This window comes from Aeromonas sp. CU5 (assembly GCF_002586745.1).
Taxonomy (GTDB): domain Bacteria; phylum Pseudomonadota; class Gammaproteobacteria; order Enterobacterales; family Aeromonadaceae; genus Aeromonas; species Aeromonas sobria.
The window spans coordinates 4,320,709-4,342,777 of the sequence record NZ_CP023817.1 but is presented as its reverse complement, the minus strand read 5'-3'; the positions used below and the strand labels follow the sequence as shown (position 1 = coordinate 4,342,777).

Below are 22,069 nucleotides of genomic sequence, written 5' to 3'. Positions count from 1 at the left end.
ATCCTGTGGCGGAAAAGAAAAAGCGCGTCTGCCGGTCGGCAGTCGCGCTTTGCTTACTCTCTCGGAGTTATCCCACCCTTGGCAAGGTGGAATTCAACCCGGGGACGCCGAGCCATCCCCGGACTCAATGGGTTTGCCTATGGCGTTGCATCAGCCACGCTGACGCTCAGGGTCGGCTTCTCCTTGTTCATGGCGGTAAAGACAAACTTGTAGTTGCCCGCCTTGCTCAAGGTCATGCCGACATCACTCCCCCCTTTACACAGGGTAAGAGGGACTGAAACGGTCAACAGGTCGCCCGGCGCACACTTGCCGTAGTTGGCGATATTCCAGCTGGCATCAGCGATCTTCAGCGTCGTCTCGCCCAGCTGCCCCTCGGCAACCGGAGTGGTCTGCTCGTACATATAGTTGCCGCTGAACGCCATCTGATTGACTGGATCCCACTGGCCAAGGAAACCGCGAATAAAGATCCCGGTCGTGCCAAACGGTGGCAGCGTACTCAGGTCGGTCTTCTTGCTGACCGGCAGGCCCGCACCCTGTGCGCCAGACTGCGGCTTGACGAACACGGCGGCAGACCAGGCACCCAGCGTCAGCTGGCCGTTGTTATAGGCGGCGCCGCTGGCGATGCTGTCGACTGCGCGATGCTTGCTGCTAAGCACCATACCGCTCAGGTCGATCGGCTGATCGTTGCCGTCACGGAAGTCGCCGATGCTCTGGCTCTGGTTGGTGGCGTTGATCATCACCACCAGACCGTCGATGGCCGGATCCAGATCCGCCCCGGCACTGACGCCATCATCCACCGTCATGACGATGAGGCCCGGTACCTGATCCGGCCCGGTATTGCGAAAATCAACCCGCTTGATCACCTCGGTCCCGTTGCCCAGACGCAGCAGACGGGAAGCGTTGCGCAGCTCCGCCAGCTCCTGATAGAAGCTCACCATCTGCGCCATCTCGGCACCGCTCGGCTTGCTATGCTGGCCCAGCACCTGCTCGAGCAGCGGATAGTTGTCGCCATCCTTGTCCTTGCGCGGCAGCCCCTTGTCGAAGTTGTTGTCAGTCAGGGTGTAATCGACCTTGTTGTACCAGTCGCCTGAGTCATAGCTGTCCCGCTCCATGGATTTGGAACGTAGCAGCTCGACACCGGCGTGGGTGAAGGGAATGCCCTGCCCTAACATAGCCGTCGCCAGCGATACCCCCTGCATCCGCACCAGATCGGCTCCGGCAGGCGCCTTGTAGATCAGGTTGTCGAACAGGGTCTGGTTGTCGTGTTTATCGACATAGTTCTGCACTTCCACCGGATCCTGGGCATAACCGGCAGGCTGACCGTTGTAGTCGATCTCGGAACCCTTCTTCGGCATGCCATCCTTGTCGGTCAGCACGAACTCCTTGAGGTTACCCGCCATGCCTAGGCGCACCAAGTCGGACTGGTGCAAGGCCGTTGCCAGCTCCACCTTGCTCATTTCGTTAGGATCAACAAGGGCGCCGTTGCCAAAACCCTGGGTTTCACGAATTGCATCTTTACTATCAAACGGACTGCCGCCACGCACTGCATCGCGCAAGCGGTCGGAGAAGGAGCCGATGCCGGTACCGGCCAGGTGCTTCTGGGTCGCCTGTACGAAGCGCTTGTCATCCTGCACCTCGCCGAAGTTCCACCCCTCGCCATAGAAGTACATATCCGGATTGACCTTCTTCACTGCGGCCAGCGCCTGCACCATCTGATCTTTCGGGTGGTGGCCCATCAGGTCGAAGCGGAAAGCGTCGATCTTGTAGTCGCGGGCCCAGGTCACCAGCGAGTCATCCATCAGCTTGGCGAACATGGCGTGTTCCGGCGCCGTGTTGGAGCAGCAGGTGGAGTTCTCCACCGAGCCGGTCTCCGGATTGAGGCGCTGATAGTACCAGGGCACTATCTTGTCGAGCACCGACTTGGGCCCCAATCCGGATTCATTAGTGTGGTTGTAGACCACGTCCATCACCACGTTCATGCCGATGTTCTGCTTGATGGCCTTGACCATCTCGCGGAACTCCAGAATACGTTTGGTGCCCTCGGCGTTGGTGGCGTAGGAGCCTTCCGGCGTGGTGTAGTGGTAGGGGTCATAACCCCAGTTGAAGGAGTCAACGCCACGCAGATAGCCGGAGAGCTCCTGCACCTGCGGGTTATCCTTGCTATCCCCGCCCTTGAGAGAATCCAGCACCTGCCCGACGGTCTGACCGCTACCACAGTAAGTGCCAAATTTGGATGTTTTCACATCCGGATTGACCTGACAGAGTTTGCTGAAGTCATCGCCTAGATTGGCCACTTTGGCCGGATCCTCGTTGACGGTGGCGATATCGAACACCGGCAGCAGGTGCAGGTGACTGACGCCGCTTTTTGCCAGAGCTTTCAGATGGTTGACCGGCATAGAGTCGGGCTGAGTCAGGCCGACAAATTTGCCGCGCTTCTCTTCATCGGTGGAGGCGTCGTTACCGGTCAGGTCACGGACATGGGCCTCATAGATGACGATATCTGCGGGGTTCTGCGGGCTGTGGGGCGCCTTGAGGCTATCCCACCCTTCCGGTTTCAGGGAAGGATCGTCGAGATCCACCACCTGACTGAACTCGGAGTTCATCGCCAGACTGAGGGAGTAGGGATCGGTCACCTCGTAGCGCTCAACCTTGCGGCTCAGCGGGTGGTAGACCTCCATGTCGTAGCGGTAGAACTGGCCGACCAGCTCGCTGCCCCCTTCGTAACTCCAGCTGCCGCTGGCGCTGTCGAAGGTCATGGCCACCTCGCCACTCTTCTGATGGCTGGCGTTGTAGAGGGCCAGCTTGACCGACTTGGCGGTCGGCGCCCAGAGGCGGAAGGTCACCCGGTTACCCTCCACCACGGCGCCATAGCCGAGCTTGGTCGCCTCGGGTGCATAGAGCGCATCGAGGGCGCCGGCGCTCTGCACCAGAGTTGCTCCTTGCAGGATACCCTCTGCATCGGTGCCGATAGCCACCAGCTCACCCTTGAGCAGGGGCTTGAGATCTTTACCGGCGGGCAGGGCGAAGGCGGCCGTATCCTTGAGGTGCGGATATTTGGCCTGCTGCTCGGCCGTCAGGCTGGTCGCCGTCACAGTGATATAGGGGAAATCGAACACCCCGTCAGCATTGGCCTGAATATGCCCAGATGCCGAGTAATAGAGACGAACGTGGGGCTTGTCCTTGCCCCCTTGCCAGATCAGCGTATTGCCATCGACCAAGTGGGCACTGGCTCCCGCGACCCCGAAGGCGGCAGTAGCGGTAAAGGCCTCGGCACGGCTGCCAAACAGCTCTTTTTTGCCAGCCACGATAGCAACGGTGCGATCCGGATGATCCTTGAAGATCACCTCCATATTGTCAGTCAGCTTTCCGCCCTCTCCATCCCGGGCAATAAAGTTGATGCACCCTTCCAGCTTAGCCAGAGGAACCACCCAGGCCGGACCAAAGCTGTCGACCGTCGCGGGAGTCTTGCTCTTGTCATCCCAGTTGGCGTTCAAACCGCTTATAGCGGTGGCATCGCATGCACCTTCCACGTTCCAGAGATGGAGACTGTGGCTGTCAAAAGGTGCCTTGGCCGCTTTGGCTACCGACTGGGTATCCACCAATGCGATGACCACCTGATTGTCGCCAGCGACCAGCAACTCTTTGGGGGGATCCATCTTGGGCAGACGGGCAACAGGCCCATCAGTGACTTCAGGGGTAGGCGGTGTAGGGGGGACGGGTTTCACACCGGAGGCATCAGAGCTGTTGTCATTACAGCCAGACAAAAGCGCGAGCAGTGAGGCTGTTACCAGCGCCACTTTGGTCTTTTTCATATCCATGATTTTTATAATTCCCGCTGTAGTTAGTCTCGATAATCGAGCACCCGGTCATTGCCAGGCTGTGCCATATTAATCAGCGAAAATCGATTCAAACGTGAGCAACACGGCAAAAAAAAGCAACCAGATTCAACAAGATAACGTTTTCAGGTTGAAACTTCGATCCGGCTCACAGACCTCACGACCATTTGGCCTCATATCTGGAAAACGGCAGTCACGGGGTCAGAAACGCAATGTCTGATCAAGTGGATAGACAAGGAGCAAACAATGAAACGGATTGAAGAACAAGCCAGGCGGCTGGATGAGGAGTATCAGGCGATCGGGCAGCTGTTCGATCAGTTTTGCCAACAAGCCGGGGCGCTGGCCGAGCAGTATCACTTCTTCAACTGGCCCGATTATGAAGACTCGCCCCCGCTGAGCCGCGCCTTCACCCTGCTGGGGGAACCCCGCGAGCTGCGGCTGCGCTGCCAGCCCGGTGAGCGTTCCGCCCTCAATGGCCTGATCCAGGTGATAGCGGCAGATGGCACCATAGATGCCAGCCTCGGGTTTCGCGCCGATGGTCAGCTGCTGCTGGAGTCCGGCAAGCTGCTGGACAACCCGCCCGGACTGCTGCTCAAGCTGCTGCTCGGTGCAGTGTGGCAACACAAGCCCCAGGATGAGAGCACCGGGCAACCGCACTGACATCAGGGCCAACGGCACTGAAACCAAGGGGACCAACGGTCCCCTCTGTTTATCCTATTCGCTGGCGATCTCGATGGTCACATGCACCAGCTCTTCATGGATCGCCAGCCGCTCGCGGATCTGCTGCGCCGGTAGCGGATTAACCATCAGCAAAGAGAGCACGCAGGCATACTGCTGCTGCCCTACCCGCCAGACGTGCAGATCGCGGATATCAGTGCCCGGCAGCTCGGCAATGACCTCGCGGATCTCTGCCACCAGTGGGGTATCCATCTCGGCATCCAGCAGCACCCGACCAGAGTCGCGCAGCAGCCCCCAGGCCCATACCGCGACCAGTCCGGCACCCACTATGCCCATCAGCGGATCCAGCCAGTCAGCGCCCCACAGCATGCCCCCCACCAGCGCCAGAATCGCCAGCACGGAAGTGGCCGCATCCGCCAGCACGTGGATATAGGCGGCGCGCAGGTTGAGATCCTGATGGCCGTGGTGATCGCCATGGTCATGATGATGAGCGTGGTCGTGATGCTCATGATGGTGGTCATGCCCATGGCCGTGGTGATGGTGGCCGTGATCATCCTTGAGCAGCCAGGCACAGGCGAGGTTCACCAGCAGCCCCATCAGCGCGATAGCGATCGCCTGTTGATAGTGGATCGGGCTGGGATCGAGCAGCCGGAACACCGACTCAAACAGCATCAACCCGGCCACTCCCACCAGCAACAGGGCGCTGGTGAAGCCACCCAGCACCTCGATCTTCCAGGTGCCGAAGCTGAATCTGTGGTCGCGGGCGAAGTGGCGAGCGGCGCGATAGGCCAGCACCGAGAGGCCGAGCGCCAGCGCGTGGGAGCTCATGTGCCAGCCATCGGCCAGCAGCGCCATGGAGTTGTAGAACCAGCCGCCGCCGATCTCCGCCACCATCATGATGACGGTCAGCAATACGGCCCAGCGGGTCTTCTGTTCGGCCAGCGGATTGCCCTCGTGGATGACGGGTTGATGACAGTGGGATTGAGCGAGGGATGACATGGATTTCTCCTGAGAGCGATGATGCAATATACTATACCCCAGTATAGTTTTATTGATCGAAAGGATCCGTCATGTCCCACACCATTCACGACAAAAAGAAGCTGCTGGCACGGGTGCGCCGCATCAAGGGACAGACCGGTGCGCTGGAGAGCGCGCTGGAGCAGGAGAGCGACTGCGCCGCCATTTTGCAGCAGATCGCCGCCATCCGCGGCGCCGTCAACGGCCTGATGCTGGAGGTGCTGGAGGGGCATATGCGCGAGCACCTCGGCGCCGCCGATGCCACCCCTGCCGAGCGGCTGGAGGATCTGGATCAGGTGGTCAGCGTCCTGCGATCCTATTTGAAGTAGCGCAATGCAAAGACGCCCGGCAGCAAGCCGGGCGTCTCGTCAATCAAACTCCCCGTAGGGGGTCAGGGGCAGCGGTGGCATATCGAGATCCCCCCGCCACGGCTTGAAGGTGTAGCGCAAAAACAGGGTGGCATGACTGGGGGCATAGTCATCCGCCTGCTGGATATCGATCCGACCGCCGATGCGCCAGTGATCCGTCAGCCGGTGCTCGACCAGCGCGTTGACGGTATAGCCCATGCCACGGCTGCTGCCACCGGCCACGGTGGCATCCTGATCCGGCAAGCCATCCGGCAACAGACCGGGCAGAGGATAGCGGCGACTTGCGTTGCTGTGAGAGCGAGACCAGGCGAGCGTCCCGCCCAGATCCCATGACCAGTCGCCACTGCGTTGACTGAATCGCACTGGCACACCGAACGAGAGATAGCGCTCCGGACTGTAATATCCGCCGCGACCCAGGGTGTAACCGCTCAAATCCTGTTCATGGTGCCAGGCCATGACCCGTCCCCCGATGGTTACGTTGGCCTCGTTGATCAGCTTGTAGTAGCTGCCCCCCATCAGGCGGGTACGCCAGTTATCTGGCACATTCTCGCCCGTCAGCAGGTGTTGTTGCAGGCTGCCCCAGTGACCCAGCGCGCCACCCTGATCGTGACTCAGGTTGAGGCGCACACCGTTGGCCCGGATCCCCCCCCAGCGGATGCCGGTCGCAGGATCCACCGCCCCGCCATAGGAGAGCAGCGAGCTGTTCAGCGGTCGCCGCGACAGGGTGGCGCGCCAGCCAATCTCATGCCACTTGCCGCGCACCGTGGCGCCGCCGACCCAATCCACCACCTCGAATCCCAGCGGTGTGGTGCCGAGATCCGCCTGCCACTGATCCCCCTTCCAACCAACCGCCAGGGTGTGACCCGTCGCCTGCTGTGACTGGTTGCCCCAACACTCGCGTGCACTACAAGTGCCAAAACTGGCGCGGTAAGGAGAGTCAGGGAAAGATCCGGCATCCATCGCCACCCGTTCGATACGGCCAAACAGAGCACCACCGGCCAAAGGAGTATCCAGCTGCAACATCTGGGTCAGGGCCTGCAGATCCGAGGTTCCCTCCGATCCCTTGCTCCCCCAATAGTCACTGTCAAACGACACAGTGGTTTGGCTCTGTCGATAGTGGCGGTCAAGATCACGGCGCACGCTGCCGACCAGCCAGTCATCCTGATCCCGACTGAGCGCCCGGGCAGTCAGTGCCGCATCATCCAGCGGCTCAGCGGATGTCAGCCCTGCGGCGGTGAGCGCCTTGCGATCCAGCGCCAGCGCGCCCTGCGTATCACCAGTGGCAAAACGCTGGCGAGCCGCATCACGCCAGAACAGCGCATTCCCCTGGGAAGGGGCGCCAGCGGCCACCGTGGGGGCATAGGCGGTGAAGATTTCGCGGGCAACCCCGGGCTCACCCAACTGCTGATAGACATTGGCGACCCGGCGGTAATGGTTGAAATCATCGCCTACCACTGCGCTTGGCGACCAGACAGGCAGCCAGTGACGGCACCCGGCCTTGTCTCCCTGCGCCAGGGCCAGTTCCGCCATGCCAAGACGGGCCCCCTGATGATCCTCGTCGTTGCTCAGGATCCCCCGATAGTAATGCTCGGCCTGCGACCAGTCACCGCGAGCGACAGCCCAGCCAGCCAGTGTCAGCGCCACCGAATCATCCGGCAGCAGAGGGATCAGCAGACGCTCGGCCACCGCCACCTCCCCCTTGTCATGGCGTGCTCCGGCCTCTGCCATCAGCTCCCGCCTTGCCAAGCGGCTATCGAGTTGTGCCATCTGGCTGCTCCTGCGCTGGGGGGGCACCTCGGCCAGGATCCTGCGGGCGCGGGATAGCGCACCCTGCCCGGAGAGATAGAGCGCAGTGGCATAGCGCAAATCACTATCTTGTGGATTGGCTGCCAGCGCACTCTGCAACAACACGCTGGCAGCCGTGGTATCGTTGGCCGCCGCCATGGCGACAGCGGTGCGATAACGCCGCCACGGATCCTCCGGTGTCAATCCCAGTGCGAGATGGCGTTTATTCAATGCCTGCGCCCGATAGCCTGATTGCTCCAGCGCCGCAGCATCCCGCTCCAGCAGATCGGCCCTGAGGCGATCCCCCTGTTTTTGCAATGCCGCTGACTTCCCCGGGGAGAGCAGCGCCAGTGCCCGCTCAGGATCCTGCTCCCGATAGAACTCAAACAGCCGTAGCCGTGCCCGTTCATTCTTGGGGGCGATATTCAGAGCCCGCAGATAAGCCTGCTCGGCGGCACCATGCTGGTGACGTGCCAATTCGCAATCCCCCAGCCCCAACCAGGCTTCCGGCCTGCTGCCATTCAGCCCGATCACTTGCCGATAGAGCGTGGCGGCCTGCTCCCACTGCTGGCTGGCCTGCGCCTGTTTTGCCCGATCGAGGATCAGCCAGTAACGATTGTTCTCCCACTGCCGCTCCCAGCGACCTCGCTGGGGGAGATCGGGATGGCGTAACAACCGCTCAAACAGGCGGTTGGCCTGCTCACGCTGATGCTGGCGGGCATAGGCCACCCCGAGTACCCCCATCACTTCGGGATCATCCGGGTAGCTTGTTTGCAGCCGCTGCAACTCGGCCAGGGTGGCGCGCTTATCTGCCGCCCGCGCCAGAATGGCCTGACGCTGGCGAAATGCAGGAGAGGCCCAGAGTTCCTCCTGCTGCGCCAGCAAGGTCTGTGCCTCGTCACTGTGGCTGTCCGCCGCAAAGGTGACGATAAACTGCTGCAAGGATGCCAGACTGGCGGAGCCAACCGGCATGCGGCGAATATCCGCCAGCCAGATCCTGGCCGCGCTGTCTCGCGTTGGATGACTGGCCGCCATCTTGTGCAGCAGGGCCATCCCCTCGTCACGATGGCCGGATGAGAGCAGGCGATGAGCCAGCGTGGCACGCAATCTGGCATGCCCCGGGTAACGCAATTCCAACTCCCGCATCATGGCCAGCGCCTCGGCACGGTGTGCCGGGATCCGGTCATTAAGCACCGCATATTCAACTGCCAGCTCCAGGTTGGGCGCCTCATCCCCGCCAAACAGGGCGCGATAGCACGCCCGGGCCCCCTCCAGATCCCCTTCGTTGGCCAATTGGCGAGCCTGCTGTAGCCGGGCTCTCGACGCCGGCTCATTGATCCGCAGGTTGAGCATGCCCAGCCGGTAGAGGGAGGAGTCGGGGGCCAGCTTGCCAAGTCGTTTCAGCAACGCCTCCGCCTCCTCCAGCTTGCCGCTGGCAAGGGCAAACCTGGCCTGGGCAGCCAGCAACTCGGGATGTTGCGGCGCAATCAGGGAGAGCGAATAGAGTGAGTTGCCGAGCAGATCTTCGTTATGGGTCACTTCCCCCAACCGGATCTGGGACAACAGCCACTCAACCGGCTCGACCACCGCCATCGCCGGCACGCTTCCCAGCAGGCTGGCCAGCAGCCAGATCAGGGTCAACGGACGCGTTGGCATTCATCACTCCAGCGCGGCAACAGGGTGCCATCGGCTGCGAAACGGAAGCGCCCCTGTGCCCAGCCATGACCAAACAGAGTCAGCACACTGGCGTAATAGCCATCGCCCTGAATAAGGGGCTGCTGCGGCAGTTGCGCCGCCAGCGGCAACCCGCTGGCCAGTGGCAGCAGTGCGGCAGCAAAGCCATGATCGCCCCGGCTCAGCACCTCGCCGGTCAGGGTATCCACCCGTTCCGGTACACCCTGCCCAGTCAGCGTCGTCGGCATGGGCTTGACGTGACTCACCTGCGCCGCTATGGCCGGGTCATCCTCGCGTGACGCCTCGCCGGTCGGGGTATCCATCTGTTCCGCTACGCCCGGCTCAGTCAGCGCAGCCGGCATGGGCTTGACGTGACTCACCCGCGAGTCTCTGGCTGGGTCATCCTCATGCAACGCCTCACCGGTCTGGGGATCTACCGGTTCCGCTACGCCCGGCTCAGTAAGCGCCGCCAGCATGGGGTGGAAGTGACGCACCAGCGCCTCTCTGGCCGGGTCATCCTCGCTCAGCATGCCGAGCCAGAGGTAGACCCGGATCCCGTCATAACTGCCCACGCTGCCTTTCGCTTCAGTCACCTGCCAGCCAGACTCCTGCCGCCAGTCGATCCAGTCAGGGGCAAAACCACGGGGTGCGGTGGCGCTCAGCAGCGCAGGCAACAGGGTGCGCATCTCCTGCCACGGCCCCTGCATGGCAGCAAAACGGGCCAGCAACTGGGGCGGCAGGTAGCTCGGGTTGAGGGTCCAGCGCCCCTCCCCGCTAAAGCCGCGGGGAGCAGGCAACAGCACGGGGCCAAGGCCCGGCAGCCGGGCCACCTCTTCACGGGCGATGCGACGCAGCAGCATGGTGCCGATGGATTGATAGCTGTGGTTTTGCCACAGTCGCCCTGCCTCCAGCAGGCTGTAGGCAATCCAGAGATCCGAATCGGCGGCACTGTTGTCATCGAGCACGCCGAGGCTGCCATCACTGCGCGTCCCCCACTGCCAGGCTGGCAGAAAACCGGTCAGATCCCCTCTGGCGAGCTGCACTTCGGTCCACTGCAACAGGCGTTCGAAGGTCTCCCGATCGTCGTTGACCAGCGCAAAGAACAGGCCGTAGCTCTGCCCCTCCGACGTGGTGATGCGGCGGCCATCGGCAGGATCAATGACCCGCCCCTCCTCGCTGATGTAGTGATCCTTGAACTGCTCCCATTCGGGCCAGTCACAGCCCGCCCGGGCAGGCTGCAGCGAACAGGCCCACAACAGCAGGCAACCCCAGATACGCAACGCGCTTCTCATCTCTTACTTTTCCTTCAAACGACGACGGCTGATCCCGGCCAGCAGGACCCGCAGTCCCCAGCCCAGCAACAGCATGCAAGTCACGGTCAGGCCAACCAGCCGCAATGGATGGTGGGCAAACTGCTGCCAGATGTGCTCCCACCAGGGCAGGTAGCCCACTGTGTAGCGCTCTCCTACCGCCAGACTGCTCACCCCGGATGCCCGGATGATGGCCACCGACCCCGCCACCTGTGACCGCAGCTCGTTCTGCTGCAACGTCTCATTGAGCAGCCTGGCGCCAGCGGGGCCATCGGCCAGCATGGCCACCAGACTGCGCTGGGGATGGACCGGGGATTGCAGCCCCACAATGGCGGCAATGGCCCGGTTGCCCGTCATGGCGACCCGACTCTCGGGCTGGCGATCGCTGGGGGAACCCGCCAGCTCCGGCCGGTTCTCGCGTCTTGGCCGGTTGACCCAGCTGCGAGTCGATGCCAACAGCGCATCCGGTTCGGCATCGTGACGAAATTCGGCGGGCAGCTCGCCGATCAGCAAGGTGTCGAGGTCGGCCTCCCGCGCCAGCTGCCAATCACTGGTCAGGGTCACCGCCAGCGCCGGATAACCGGTCTCGGCACCGATAGCCCCCAGGGTATCGAGCAGGGTCGTTATCTGCTCTGACGATGGACTTTGCGGCATCACTATCTGGGTTTGTGAGAGATCAGCCAGCCGACTAAAAGGGAAACCGGCGCCGAAGAAGGCCCGCAGATCCGGCATCTCGATAAAATGGCGATAGCCGGTGAAGTCGATGGTCGACTCGTCATCGATACGCACCAGATGGGGGGGCGGCAGGGTCAGATCGCAGCGCCCCTCCTCATCCCCGCCCATCATCTGGCGCGCATATTCAAACTTGAATCCCAGACTGTTGGCCTGGCTGGTCTTGAGCCCGGGCATGGTCAGCGCCCGGGAGCCGTCATCCCCCGCCAGCCAGAGCGGCAGGGTGAGCCACTGCTGGCCACGGGTTGCATCCGGTTCGAGGGGGTATGACTTCATGAACTGGCCATTGACCATCATGTCCAGTCGGGAGCCGTTGCGCAGGGTCGGCGTGCTGTAGTGATAGTCGAGATTGAGTTTTACCCCTTGCGAGCCCGCCATGTAGAGATCGGGGGGCAACCGCAGGGTCAGATTCATCGGCCAGGGGGCATAGCCAGAGGCTTGCAGCTGGGTCGGGTAGTCGAGCAGCTCGGCAAAACGCATAGGGCGATCCAGCCGTACCCAATTGGGCGCGTCATAGGGGACTCTCGGCGCCAGCGGCGTCACGGCATCCACCTGCACGCTCTGGCCACGCAGCAGCACATTGCCCTGGGCAATCCCCTTGCTGGCGGTGACCAGATCCTGATCATCCCGCCCCAGGATCAGCAGCAATTTCACATAGGGGTTATCGGGGGCACTGATCATGTCGATGGTCGGCCCGCTGACCTCGGGGTAGTCGCGAAGGAACGCGGGGCGCTGCCCGTTGGTCGCGAAGATGATGCCATTGCGCTCCGGCACCTTGTCCATCAGCACCGGAAAGTGCTGCCCGCGCCATTTGGCCTGGACCCCGAACCAGGAGGCGAGGATCGCCGCCGCCTGCTGCTGGACAGAAGATACGTCACCGGCAAACACCATGGGCAGTACCAGCTTGCCCTCATCCCGGGTATCGAGGAAGGGCATGGGAAAGAAGGAGAGCTCGTTGCGCACCGGCAGAGTCTGCAACTGCAGCGTCAATCGGGAGTCACGATTGATGTTGAGCCACAGCGTATCGCTGGCCGGGTTCTCGCACACCCGCTGATAGTGACCGATGAAGTTGAACTTCAGGTTGTTGAAATCCTTGGCGTAACGGGGCTCCAGCTCGAAACGGGCCTGACTGCGCTGCCCCATCTGCTCCTTGGCAAATGCCGAGACCCCCATCAGCTCGTTATTGAGGTAGAGCTTGAGCTGGGAGATCAGCGGCAACAGGGACGGAGATGGCGTGAAGTCGACATCGACCAAAGCCCTGGTCACCACCTCATCGCGCCGCACTGTAAAGTCGGCCAACCCATCCGGCAGATTGCCACGCAGGGAGAGGGTGCCCGGTGCGGCAGCCAGCTGCTCGAGGGTCAGCGACAAGGTGCGCACCGGCGCAGGCACCGGCGGCTGCGGCTGCGGCCCCATTGCTGACGAGCTCGCAAGCGGCCCGGTCGCGAGCGCCACCGGGGCGGCCAGCAACAGCGGCAGTATTAGGTGTTGTAGTTTCATCATCCTTTCACCGTCTGGATCATCGATGTCGGCAACCGGCCAGCAGGCGCAACGCGACGTGGAATATAAGAGCGCAGCCAGCGGGCCAGGCGTTCGAACTGATTACATAGCGGGAGCAACGGCGTGCCCCGGGAAAAACGCCAATAGGCCCCCCATCCAACCCGGGCAATATCGAGCAGGCTGTGCAGCGGGCGATCCTTGCCAAACCCCTGCTGCCAGAGCGACCAGTTATCGGCGCGGGCAAAAGTGCACTGGATAAAGGCGATGTGTTGCCCTTTATCCATCTCTTCCAGCTCCAGCCCCACGCGATGTGCCATCACACGCCGCACCCGGGCGGCAAAGGCCGACTCCCGCAGGCCATTGCGCAGCAGCAACCAGACCCGGTCGTTCTCCTGCAGGGGCTGCGCCGACGCCAGTGCCAGACCGACGCCGCCGTTGGAGTAATCCGTCAGGTTGCAGGGGTAGATAAAGCCGTTGCCCAGCTTGATGGCGGCGCTCATGTTCATCTCCACTCTGGGGTTGCTGCGCACCTGCCTCGCCTCGAATGCCACCGCCAGCGCCCCACCCAGAATGGTCAGGTTGTAGAGGGTCCATACCATGCTGAGCAGCACCGCGGGCACTTCGTCCGCTTGTCCGGCCAGCAGGCGCCAGAGCCCGAATCCCAGCCCGCAGAAGTTGAGCAGAACCAGCACCAGATAGGGGCGTGACAGCGCCAGATCGAGATAGCCCTGTTCGTTCAATCCCCCCTTGGCGGTGACGTTGAACTTGCCCCGGTGGGGAGCAAACAGGGCAACCGTGGTGGGCCAGGCGATATACCAGGCCAGCACTGTCTCGTAGACCTCCCCCCAGAAGGAGTGGCGCACCTTGCCCTGCAGCCGCGAGTTGGTGATGGCGCTATGGAAGATATGGGGCAGCATGTAGAGGGCGATGGTCATGGCCGGGGCATAGATGATGTAGGCATGCAGGATCAGGAAGGCGAGCGGCGCCGTCAGGAAGATCAGGCGTGGGATCCCGGAGAGAAAGTGCAGCATGGCGTTGAAGTAGCAGAGCCGCTGCCCCAGGCTTATCCCTTTGCCAAACAAGGGGTTATCCAGCCGTAGGATCTGCACCATGCCGCGCGCCCAGCGGATGCGCTGGCCGATATGGGCCGACAGACTCTCGGTCGCCAGCCCGGCAGCCTGGGGAATGTTGATATAGGCGGAGTGATAGCCCTTGCGATGCAGGCGCAACGAGGTGTGGGCATCCTCGGTCACCGTCTCCACGGCGATGCCACCAATCTCATCGAGGGCGCTGCGCTTGATCACCGCACAGGAGCCGCAGAAGAAGCTGGCATCCCAGATGTCATTGCCGTTTTGCACCAGACCGTAGAAGAGGGCCCCTTCGTTGGGCATCTTGCGAAAACGGTGCAAATTGCGCTCGAAGGGATCCGCCGAGAAGAAGTGATGGGGAGTCTGTACCAGCCCGAGGGCAGGATCTTTGAAAAACCACCCCACCGTCATCTGCAAGAAGGATCGGGTCGGCAAGTGGTCGCAGTCGAAGATGGCCACCAGCTCGCCGCTCGCCATCTGGAGGGCGTGATTGATATTGCCTGCCTTGGCATGCTCATGGGTGGGGCGCGCCACATAGCGGATCCCGGCCTCTTCGGCAAACTGCCGGAACGCCTCTCTATCCCCGTCATCGAGCAGCCAGACGGTCAGCTTCTCTTGCGGCCAGTCGAGCGCCAGCGCCGCATAGACGGATCCTTTGACGATGGAGAGATCCTCGTTGTAGGTCGGGATCATCAGATCCACCGTCGGCCAGCACGAACGATCCCTGGGCAGGGGCGCCGGTTTGCGATGCAGCGGCCAGGCGGTCTGCCAGTAGCTCAACAACAGCACCAGCCAGGCGTAGGTCTCCGCCAGCAACAGCAGCAAGCCGCAAAACAGGCTCACGGGATCGAACCAGTCGAGGGTCGAGGTGTAGCGCCACCAGATATAGCGGCAGGAGACGGTCACCGACAGCACGATCAGCATCAGCGCCGGATAGCGCCCCGGCACCACCCGCAGCAGCAGGGCGATGAGAGCCAGCAACAGCACAAAAAAGAGCTGGGCCTGCGGATCAAAGGGCTGGGTGATGCAGAGCAGCGAAAGCAAGCCTGCCACAGTACCGAGCACCTTGCCCTGCCAGGTCAGGGTGCGGGCCGTCAGCGGCGCCTCATAGCGCGCCACCAGATGCCCCGTCGCCCGTTGCACTCGCTGCGAGATCGCCGTGCCAACCCCGGCAAACCTGACCCGCCAGCGGGAACGGTCAGCGGCCCGACTCCCCGCTTCAGCTCGCCAGCAGAGCAGCCAGAGCCCCTGCAGCAACAGCCGCAACGGATCACCGGCGCCAGGGCGGGTTCTCGCCGACGCAAACCGCGCTCGCTGGGCCAGCAACCACTGCCAGTTGGCATTCTCAAGGGGGAAGATCGCCCAGGCCAGCAACCCGCAAGCGGTCAGGGTGAAGGCGGCCCAACGAGAGGCGTGGCGCTGGCGCAGCTGCCGGTAGCGGGTACGGATCCGCGTGCTGGCCTCGGGGGTCACCAACCAGAACAGACTCACTGTGCCAGCTCGCCCCGTAGGCACCAGCTGGCAATTTCCGTCAGTTCATGGGCAATCATGCTCTCTGGTGCATAGGCCCCTGCCGGTTGCTTGGCCGCCAGCGCACAGGCCATGACCTCGTCCCGATGCAACCTGACGCTGAGAATGGGCAGTCCGGCTTGCAGCCAGAGCTCCAGCAGATCCTGCTGCAGGGCACGGCGACTGCTGAACTGGGTCAACAACAGCCGTTCGTTGGGGGCCAGCTGATGACGATAGAGCCGCACATGGCAATTGGCATCGGCATGGATCACCGTCAGTTGCAGACTCAGCCACGGGAGTGCAAGTCCGGGTGGCATATCCAGCAAGATCAGGTCATATCCTGACAACTGTTGCAGCCAGTCGAGGGCGTCCGACACCTCCGCGCCACCGTGGGCCAGCAGGTCGATATCGACAGCGCAGTTCAGCACCTTGTCGCGCCACTGTTGCGCGGGAGCCGTCAGCTGGCTCCAGCCAGACTGCTCATCATGGGGGCGGCCAAAATGGAGCCCGAGCAGATTATCCTGACAGAGATCGACCACCAGCACCCGGCCCCCCTGCCGGGCAGCAGCCCAGGCGAGACCGGCCACGATAGAGGTCGCCCCCACGCCACCGCGCAATCCCCGCACGCCGATCACCCTCATTGGCCGCGGCGCCTCATGTCACACTCGACCAGCAGGGGATACTGCTGGCGGATGGCGGCCAACTGCTCCTCCAGCAGGATATTCTGATAGTTCAGATGCAGGGCAAACTCCTGCTGCAAACGGCCCACATCGCTCTGGCTCTCCTGCTTGCCTGCGCTGGCAGCAAGCGGCGGGTTGACCGTCAACATCCCCTGATTCATCGCTGATACGCTCCGTTAACGGGGATAGGGAACCCAGTCCCCTTTCCCCTGCTTGATGTAGTACTGCCCCTGATACTGGATAACGCTGGCACCCTGGTTTTCAGAGACAGCCGGGGTCTGGGGCAAGTTATTGAACAGTCCGCCCCAGTCGATGGTGTCGCTACCGAAGTAGTTGCCCGCCACCACTCTGGCGACCAGTCCCGAGACCACCAGCAAACTGCTGGGCTGATCGATGACACGGGTGGGGGCATGCTCTGCACGGGCCCCCACCAGCCGGATACCGACCGGCACCCGGGTGATGGCGGGACTGGGAATATCGCGCAAGCCGGACATCTGCAGACGATCACCGGAAAGGGCCGCGCCATGCTCCGGCACCATCACCACCATCACCTTGCGACCGGACTGCTCCAGCCGGGTGATGAAGCCATCGAGCTGATCCATCAAGGCACGCAGCCGCGCCTTGAACGGGGCGATCTGCCGGGAACTGGCCCAGCGATTGCCATCGTGCAGGGTGGTGATGTTGAAATAGGCGATGTTGCGGCTGGATGGACTCTCGACACGTCGCTGCAACCAGCGCGCCAGCAAGGCGTCGCTGTTGGGGATCTCCTCCCCGATAAAGGAGGTCACCTCATAGGGCAGACCCTGTTTGTCCATGGGCTCGCTACTGACCCCGGCGTAAGCCTTCAATGACTTGAGGTCGTTGCCATAGGTGCCCGAGTGATCCATCACTATCTCTTTTGCAAACCCGAGCCGGGCCAGGTTATCCATCAGCAGACACTCTGCCTGGGGCGCCTGATAGAGATCGTGATGGCTGACCTGACCACAGCTGGATCGCAACAATCTGATGGCGGCAGGCCCGCTGTAAGAGGTCGACGAGTTGAAGCTCTTGAACAGGGCGTCGAAGCGGCTCAGCAGGGGATGATCGGTCAGGCCGCTCGCCTCGATATCGCTCCAGGAGAGAGAACAGATTTGCAGCAACAGCACATCAAAGGGTTCAGCGTCAGCTGGCAGGGACGATGCGAAGCTGACCCGCCGATCCCGCTCCGACTGGTAGAAGCGATCCAGATAGCCATTGAGATTGTCGTTGGTGGGCGCAGCCCCCTGATCCAGCGCCTGACTGGCGGTAACCGGCATGGAGGCCACCGCCGCCCCACCCGGCACATTGGCTTGTGCTTGCGCCTCACGGAAGGGAGATTGCAATCCCAGCGAGGCAAGGTGGGGTGAGAGCGTCAGCCACAACAGGGAGATCAGCATCCAGGGGGTAAAGCGCAGCCATCTGGCCAGAAACAGGTACCCTGTCAGCATGACAAAGGCGACCCCCACCATGTTCCAGTTGATGAAACGGCCCAGCAGCTCGAGGAAGTAATCGAAGGTGAACGAGAACACCATCTTGCCCTGCCCCATGATGCTCTCGATTCCCGGCAGCCAGGTGTCGTGATAGAAGAGCCCGACACCTGCCGGCAAGGCGATCAACAACCTTGCCCGCCGCATCAGCGTCGAGGAAAGTGGGAAGAGCAGAAATGCGGCAAAGACCAGATTGGCCAGCGGGTGGAAATTAAGATATCCCCCCCACAACAGCGCCAGTTTGCCCAGAAAATAGAGGTTCCAGCCGCCCAGCCCGCGCCAGTTAGCACCGGGGGCGGCGAGAGAATCAGAAGGTGTATGTTGTGTCATAGAATCCGGTCTACCCATCGCCACCGAACCGGACAGTGACCGCTCTGGTATAACGTCTGTAACTAGATGAAATAATTGATGACTCACCATATTAATCGATGAACCATGTACTGGAGCTTAAGCGAGATCAAGGTCAGCACGGGTTTAGCGATAAATCTGGCTATCCCTGTGGAGCGACCGCCAGCCACCACAACTTGAAACCAGGGGGAGATCGGGGATGGATGCGAACTGCTTGAGGCAACATGGGGATTACGCCATGATGTCCAGCCCGGCTGACCGCCGGTTTTACTGGACAGTCAATTTCAAGGATCCCCCATGTTTGAACACGTCGATGCCTATGCTGGCGACCCCATCCTGACCCTGGTCGAGACCTTCCACAAAGACACCCGCGAGCAGAAGGTGAACCTGGGGATCGGCCTCTATTACGACGAGCAAGGCCGTATTCCGCTGCTGCCGTCGGTGCAGCAGGCCGAAGCGCAGCGCGCCGCCGCCCCGGCACCGCGCCCCTACCAACCGATGGAGGGTGCCGCCAACTACCGCACCGCAGTGCAGCACCTGCTGTTTGGTGCCGAGCATGAGGCGGTCAAGGCCGGCCGCATCGCCACCATCCAGACCATAGGCGGCTCGGGCGCGCTCAAGATTGGCGCAGACCTGCTCAAGCGCTACTTCCCGACCTCGGAGGTATGGGTCAGCAATCCGACCTGGGATAACCACAAGGCGATGTTCGAGGGGGCTGGCATCAAGGTGCACGACTACCCCTACTACGATGGCGCTACCGGCGGCGTGCAGTTCGATGGGATGATCGACTGCCTGAGCGCCCTGCCAGCGAAAAGCATCGTGCTACTGCACCCTTGCTGCCACAACCCGACCGGGGTGGATCTCTCCCGCGCCCAGTGGGATCGGGTGATCGCACTGGTGGTCGAGAAGAACCTGATCCCCTTTATGGATATCGCCTATCAGGGCTTCGGTGACGGACTGGAAGAGGATGCCTACGCCATTCGCGCCATGGTGGCCGCGGGTGTCAGCTTCTTCGTCAGCAACTCGTTTTCCAAGAACCTCTCCTTTTACGGCGAGCGCTGCGGCGGCCTGTCGGTGATCTGCCAAGATGCCGAAGAGGCAAGCCGGGTACTGGGCCAGATGAAGGCCACTGTGCGCCGCAACTACTCCAGCCCCCCCACCCACGGCGGCCAGATCACTGCGGCGGTGATGAGCCAGCCCGAGCTGCACGCCCTGTGGGTCGAGGAGGTGACCGAGATGCGCACCCGCATCAAGGGGATGCGCCAGAAGCTGTTCGAGGTGCTGAGCGCCAAAGTGCCGGGCCGCGATTTCAGCTACTTCATCAACCAGCGCGGCATGTTCAGCTACACCGGCTTCACGCCAGAGCAGGTGGATCGCCTGCGCGAGGAGTTCGCCGTCTATCTGGTGCGCTCCGGTCGCATGTGCGTGGCGGGCCTTAACAGCCGCAACGTCGACTACGTGGCCGACGCCATGGCCGCGGTGCTCAAGGGCTAACCCGTACCAGCCCCGCTTTGGCGGGGCTTTTTTTGTCTGTTGCGTTCACAGTCACCTCTTGATGGATCTGCTCACCCTCCCCCGGCTGTGAGAGAATGCCAGCGGGTCACCCTCAATCCCCCGTATTGTTGACTCTGTCTATCTTCATCCGCTTATCTTCATCTACTTCAGGAGCCACTATGGATCTGATCGCTCTCTCTCGGCTGGGAGGTCGCCATCTGGTCACCCTGCACCTGCTGCTCGATAACCAGAGCGTCACCCGCACCGCCGAGCGGCTCTGCACCACCCCCTCCACCGTCAGCAAGACCCTCAACCAGCTGCGGGATCTGCTGGGGGATCAACTGCTCTATCGTCAGGGCAACCAGCTGCTGCTCACCCCCATGGCCGATCGACTGGCCCCCACCCTGCACCGGCTACTGGGGGAGCTGGACGGTCTCACCCGCCAGAACGCCTTCAATCCGCAGCAGTGGCAGGGCAGCTTGCGGCTGGGATTGCGCGAGAGCGTGATGACCTGGCCGGTTGGCCCCATTCTGGGGCAGCTGATGAAGGAGGTGCCGGGCATGGTGCCAGAGATCTGGAACAAGGATGAGAAGGGGCTGGAGGCGCTGGCAGCGGGCAAACTCGACTTCGTGATCCTGCCCCATGACCAGAGCCAACCCTTGCCCCGCCAACCGGGTCTGGTATGGGAGACCCTGCGGGAAGAAAAGCTGGTCTGCCTGCTGCGTAAAGATCACCCGGCACTGACCCAACCCTGGGATCTCGATGCCTACCTGAGCTGGCACCATATCGCCATCCGCGATCAGGAGCTGGCCAACCCCTTCTTCGAGCAGAGCCTGGCCCAGCAACAGGTACGTCGCCAGATTGGCGCCACCCTGCCCGATTTTGCCAGCGCAGCGGCCCTGCTGCCCCAAACTGACCTGATCCTCACCGCCATCGGTGGCTGGGCGGCCTGCATGGCCAGTCAGCCGGATCTGGTAATGCGTCCGGCACCGTTTGATTACGGCAAAGTGAGTCACAGTCTGGTCTGGTATGGCCCGGCCGGTGACGGTTCGGCCCGCCACTGGTTTCGCCAGCGGATCCTGCAACTGGGTCGCGAGTTGATACAACCCTGAGCCGGGTGACAGACATGACACCTTGATGTTTCGCCACGGCGAAACATCAACGGCAATGAGGGATCAGGGACGTTTGGTGTAGATGGGGCTGGGGAAAGAGGCGACATTGTTGCCCAGATCCGTGATGCGGGCCGCCCCCTGCTTTCTGACCTGATCGATGCGCAGCACCTGATGCATGGGGATCAGGGTGTGGCATACATCGGCAAATTCGCTCTTGAGCTTCTCGTGACTGGGATCGACGATGAGCGCCGTGTGATTGTCCCAGACAAAGTCGGCAATCTCGATAAAACCGAACAGCTGGCCCTGATTGACTTCGCGCACATAGACTTCGTAGCGCTCGCTGTGGCAAATAAACTGAACCCGATATAACGCCTTGCTTTCACTCATGATTATCTGTCATTGAGGGGGAGGAAGATGGCCATTATTCTAGCCGCCGTTGCGCTCCCCTCCAATAGACAGAAATCACAGTTGCATCCTTTCTATGTAACTCCCCATACCAAGCCGGTCACGAAGTGGCGCAGTCGCTCACAGCATCAAGGCAGGCAGTGATACCGGCCCCAATTGCGCCGCGCGCAAGCGGTTGGCCAGCAGCTCCAGCTCGGTTTGGCTAGCCTGCGGCCATTGCGCCGCCTCCCCGCGCACCCCGTGGTGGCGAAAGCCGTTGATGCGAATGGGCACTGGCCCAAGCCGTTGCAAGAAAGCGGCGAGATCCGCTTCCAGCTCACCACTCCCATCCAGAAAATCGCTCTTGCCCGGCACATGGAGCAGCCGCAGTTCGGTCAGCTTGCCGTGGCTTGCCAGCAGTTGCAGCGATGCCAACACCCGCTCGCGGCCATAGCCGGTCAGGGTGTGATGTACCGAGTCGCGCCACCCCTTGAGATCGAGCATGGCGCCGTCAAGCACTGGCAGCAGCCGCTGCCAGCCGGTCTCGGCCAGCGAGCCGTTGCTGTCGAGCAGGCAACTGAGATGGGCCAGATCCGGCGCGGCCTTGATGGCGGCAAACAGCGCAACCACGAAGGGAAGCTGGGTGGTCGCCTCACCGCCGGAGACGGTAATCCCGCTCAGCAGCGGACCGTAGCGGCGCAGCAGGGCGAGCACTTCGGCCACCGTCATGGTGGCGGTCTTGGGATTGGCACTGCGCGGGCAGGCATCGAGACAAGCGTCGCAGTCGGTACAGAGCGCCGCCTGCCAGCGCACTCGGCGCTCGCCATGGCGCCCCTCAGCAAGGGTGAGCGCGCCGCTCGGGCAGACCGCGAGGCAGTCGCCGCAATCGTCGCACAGCCCGATGGTGTGCGGGTTGTGGCAGCCAGGGCAGTTGAAGTTGCACCCCTGCAGAAACAGCACCAGCCGGTTGCCCGGCCCATCGACACAGGAGAACGGCAGCACCCTGCTCACCAGGGCGCTGCGTGTTGGCAAGGCATCAGCCATCAGAA

At 62.1% G+C, this 22,069-nt stretch carries 15 protein-coding genes; 4 read left to right on the top strand and 11 right to left on the bottom strand.

Annotated features, from left to right (window positions below; all coding sequences use genetic code 11):
* Window positions 1–137 precede the first annotated feature (137 nt).
* Window positions 138–3,818 (bottom strand): pullulanase-type alpha-1,6-glucosidase, encoded by a 3,681-nt coding sequence (pulA, locus tag CK911_RS19650; RefSeq protein ID WP_253860349.1) that lies wholly within the window; start codon window positions 3,816–3,818, stop codon window positions 138–140.
* A 264-nt stretch (window positions 3,819–4,082) separates the two neighbouring features.
* Here pulA and CK911_RS19645 point away from each other — a divergent pair, with 264 nt between their 5' ends.
* Window positions 4,083–4,496 (top strand): hypothetical protein, encoded by a 414-nt coding sequence (locus CK911_RS19645; protein ID WP_068977348.1) that lies wholly within the window; start codon window positions 4,083–4,085, stop codon window positions 4,494–4,496.
* 54 nt (window positions 4,497–4,550) lie between these two features.
* Here CK911_RS19645 and dmeF read toward each other — a convergent pair whose 3' ends face one another.
* Entirely contained in the window at window positions 4,551–5,513 is a 963-nt protein-coding gene (gene dmeF / locus CK911_RS19640) for a CDF family Co(II)/Ni(II) efflux transporter DmeF (protein ID WP_098972084.1), read from the bottom strand.
* Window positions 5,514–5,584: 71 nt separating this feature from the next.
* On the opposite strand from dmeF, the gene CK911_RS19635 reads away from it, so the two are divergent.
* A complete protein-coding gene (locus CK911_RS19635; protein ID WP_075113883.1) occupies window positions 5,585–5,860 on the top strand; it encodes a metal/formaldehyde-sensitive transcriptional repressor in 276 nt (91 codons plus the stop codon).
* Between the two features lie 39 nt (window positions 5,861–5,899).
* On the opposite strand, the gene bcsC is transcribed toward CK911_RS19635, so the two are convergent.
* Genes bcsC through bcsG form a run of 7 tightly spaced genes read right to left on the bottom strand, consistent with a single transcriptional unit; the run spans window position 5,900 to window position 18,012 of the window.
* Window positions 5,900–9,340 (bottom strand): cellulose synthase complex outer membrane protein BcsC, encoded by a 3,441-nt coding sequence (gene bcsC / locus CK911_RS19630; protein ID WP_098972082.1) that lies wholly within the window; start codon window positions 9,338–9,340, stop codon window positions 5,900–5,902.
* Entirely contained in the window at window positions 9,322–10,650 is a 1,329-nt protein-coding gene (gene bcsZ / locus CK911_RS19625; RefSeq protein WP_253860348.1) for a cellulose synthase complex periplasmic endoglucanase BcsZ, read from the bottom strand. The genes bcsC and bcsZ overlap by 19 nt, the downstream gene beginning before the upstream one ends.
* A gap of 3 nt (window positions 10,651–10,653) precedes the next feature.
* Window positions 10,654–12,903 (bottom strand): cellulose biosynthesis cyclic di-GMP-binding regulatory protein BcsB, encoded by a 2,250-nt coding sequence (gene bcsB, locus CK911_RS19620; RefSeq protein ID WP_098972080.1) that lies wholly within the window; start codon window positions 12,901–12,903, stop codon window positions 10,654–10,656.
* Window positions 12,900–15,479 carry a UDP-forming cellulose synthase catalytic subunit gene (gene bcsA, locus CK911_RS19615; protein WP_172954068.1) on the bottom strand — a complete coding sequence of 860 codons (2,580 nt, stop codon included), beginning with the start codon at window positions 15,477–15,479 and terminating at the stop codon, window positions 12,900–12,902. Before bcsA ends, bcsB begins: the two co-directional genes overlap by 4 nt.
* On the bottom strand, window positions 15,476–16,138 hold the full coding sequence (bcsQ, locus tag CK911_RS19610; protein WP_068977327.1) for a cellulose biosynthesis protein BcsQ: 663 nt from the start codon (window positions 16,136–16,138) through the stop codon (window positions 15,476–15,478). Before bcsQ ends, bcsA begins: the two co-directional genes overlap by 4 nt.
* On the bottom strand, window positions 16,135–16,338 hold the full coding sequence (locus CK911_RS19605) for a BcsR/BcsP family cellulose biosynthesis protein (protein WP_098972078.1): 204 nt from the start codon (window positions 16,336–16,338) through the stop codon (window positions 16,135–16,137). Before CK911_RS19605 ends, bcsQ begins: the two co-directional genes overlap by 4 nt.
* A 15-nt stretch (window positions 16,339–16,353) precedes the next feature.
* Window positions 16,354–18,012, bottom strand: coding sequence for a cellulose biosynthesis protein BcsG (gene bcsG, locus CK911_RS19600; RefSeq protein ID WP_098972076.1), 1,659 nt, complete (start codon window positions 18,010–18,012; stop codon window positions 16,354–16,356).
* Between the two features lie 315 nt (window positions 18,013–18,327).
* Between bcsG and CK911_RS19595 the strand changes: the two genes are divergently transcribed.
* Window positions 18,328–19,524 (top strand): amino acid aminotransferase, encoded by a 1,197-nt coding sequence (locus CK911_RS19595; RefSeq protein ID WP_098972074.1) that lies wholly within the window; start codon window positions 18,328–18,330, stop codon window positions 19,522–19,524.
* 179 nt (window positions 19,525–19,703) lie between these two features.
* Window positions 19,704–20,636 (top strand): LysR family transcriptional regulator, encoded by a 933-nt coding sequence (locus tag CK911_RS19590; protein ID WP_098972072.1) that lies wholly within the window; start codon window positions 19,704–19,706, stop codon window positions 20,634–20,636.
* 63 nt (window positions 20,637–20,699) lie between these two features.
* On the opposite strand, the gene CK911_RS19585 is transcribed toward CK911_RS19590, so the two are convergent.
* Both CK911_RS19585 and CK911_RS19580 read right to left on the bottom strand, forming a co-directional pair.
* The gene (locus tag CK911_RS19585; RefSeq protein WP_068977323.1) at window positions 20,700–21,023 is read right to left on the bottom strand and encodes a DUF1820 family protein; all 324 of its coding nucleotides are present in this window, start codon (window positions 21,021–21,023) and stop codon (window positions 20,700–20,702) included.
* A 138-nt stretch (window positions 21,024–21,161) separates the two neighbouring features.
* Window positions 21,162–22,064, bottom strand: a complete 903-nt coding sequence (locus tag CK911_RS19580; RefSeq protein ID WP_172954067.1) for a YjjW family glycine radical enzyme activase — start codon at window positions 22,062–22,064, stop codon at window positions 21,162–21,164.
* Window positions 22,065–22,069: the final 5 nt, after the last annotated feature.

What these genes read in the sequence shown, in the direction of transcription:
- pulA (WP_253860349.1), bottom strand. Translation starts at nt 3,818, where the DNA reads ATGGATATGAAAAAGACCAAAGTGGCGCTGGTAACAGCCTCACTGCTC.
- CK911_RS19590 (WP_098972072.1), top strand. Translation starts at nt 19,704, where the DNA reads ATGGATCTGATCGCTCTCTCTCGGCTGGGAGGTCGCCATCTGGTCACC.
- CK911_RS19645 (WP_068977348.1), top strand. Translation starts at nt 4,083, where the DNA reads ATGAAACGGATTGAAGAACAAGCCAGGCGGCTGGATGAGGAGTATCAG.
- bcsQ (WP_068977327.1), bottom strand. Translation starts at nt 16,138, where the DNA reads ATGAGGGTGATCGGCGTGCGGGGATTGCGCGGTGGCGTGGGGGCGACC.
- bcsC (WP_098972082.1), bottom strand. Translation starts at nt 9,340, where the DNA reads ATGCCAACGCGTCCGTTGACCCTGATCTGGCTGCTGGCCAGCCTGCTG.
- dmeF (WP_098972084.1), bottom strand. Translation starts at nt 5,513, where the DNA reads ATGTCATCCCTCGCTCAATCCCACTGTCATCAACCCGTCATCCACGAG.
- CK911_RS19585 (WP_068977323.1), bottom strand. Translation starts at nt 21,023, where the DNA reads ATGAGTGAAAGCAAGGCGTTATATCGGGTTCAGTTTATTTGCCACAGC.
- CK911_RS19635 (WP_075113883.1), top strand. Translation starts at nt 5,585, where the DNA reads ATGTCCCACACCATTCACGACAAAAAGAAGCTGCTGGCACGGGTGCGC.
- bcsB (WP_098972080.1), bottom strand. Translation starts at nt 12,903, where the DNA reads ATGATGAAACTACAACACCTAATACTGCCGCTGTTGCTGGCCGCCCCG.
- bcsZ (WP_253860348.1), bottom strand. Translation starts at nt 10,650, where the DNA reads ATGAGAAGCGCGTTGCGTATCTGGGGTTGCCTGCTGTTGTGGGCCTGT.
- CK911_RS19595 (WP_098972074.1), top strand. Translation starts at nt 18,328, where the DNA reads ATGTTTGAACACGTCGATGCCTATGCTGGCGACCCCATCCTGACCCTG.
- CK911_RS19580 (WP_172954067.1), bottom strand. Translation starts at nt 22,064, where the DNA reads ATGGCTGATGCCTTGCCAACACGCAGCGCCCTGGTGAGCAGGGTGCTG.
- bcsG (WP_098972076.1), bottom strand. Translation starts at nt 18,012, where the DNA reads ATGACACAACATACACCTTCTGATTCTCTCGCCGCCCCCGGTGCTAAC.
- CK911_RS19605 (WP_098972078.1), bottom strand. Translation starts at nt 16,338, where the DNA reads ATGAATCAGGGGATGTTGACGGTCAACCCGCCGCTTGCTGCCAGCGCA.